The following is a 630-nucleotide window of genomic DNA, read 5'->3' as shown; positions in this document are numbered from 1 at the left end:
GACGGCTACATCGGGGCCGGTTCGTTTGGCCGCGTAGCGATCGTGAGATTTTTACCTTGGATACGCATGAATGGCAGTGGCTCATCACCGGCATCGACTGGCAGCGCTTGTCGGCAAAACCCATGGGTTTTGTTTGTGGATAAATGGGATAAAACTCAATAAAAATGGGCCTTGGCGAGGTGATTGCTGGTAAAATAGACCCCATGAATATCGCCGACCACCTCGCCAAATCCAACCTACCCAGTGCAGTGCGTGACGCACTCTTGGCTCAGTTGGCCTTGGTCGAGGAGCAGGCGGGATTAGCCAAACAGCAGTCTGGTCAAATCAAATTTCGTGATCAGCATATTGCCGCGCTGACCTTAGAAATTGCCCATTTGCGCCGCATGCGTTACGGCGTCAGAGCCGAAAGTCTGAGTGCCGAGCAACGTCAGTTGTTTGAAGACACACTTGACAGTGATATTGCCGCCATCGAGGTACGCGTTGAGGCGGCAGCGCCCAAAGAAAAACGTGAGCGGGCCGGTCGACAAGCGCTGCCTGCCCACTTGCCACGCACAGAAATCCTGCACGAGCCTGACTCGTGCAGCTGCGCAGAGTGTGGGCTCACCCTCGCCAAAATGGGTGATGATGTCA

The 630-nt window shown here is 54.8% G+C and carries 1 protein-coding gene and 1 pseudogene; both read left to right on the top strand.

The features are described 5' to 3' along the window. Window positions 1-143: IS66 family insertion sequence element accessory protein TnpB (gene tnpB / locus CSQ88_RS23740; protein WP_143449600.1), on the top strand; the 143-nt coding region annotated here is incomplete at its 5' end. Between the two features lie 21 nt (window positions 144-164). Beyond that, window positions 165-630: pseudogene (locus tag CSQ88_RS22580) on the top strand (IS66 family transposase); the annotation flags it as partial.

This window comes from Iodobacter sp. BJB302 (genome assembly GCF_002735645.1).
In the GTDB taxonomy this organism is placed as follows: domain Bacteria; phylum Pseudomonadota; class Gammaproteobacteria; order Burkholderiales; family Chitinibacteraceae; genus Iodobacter.
This window is presented reverse-complemented; position numbering and strand designations above follow the sequence as displayed.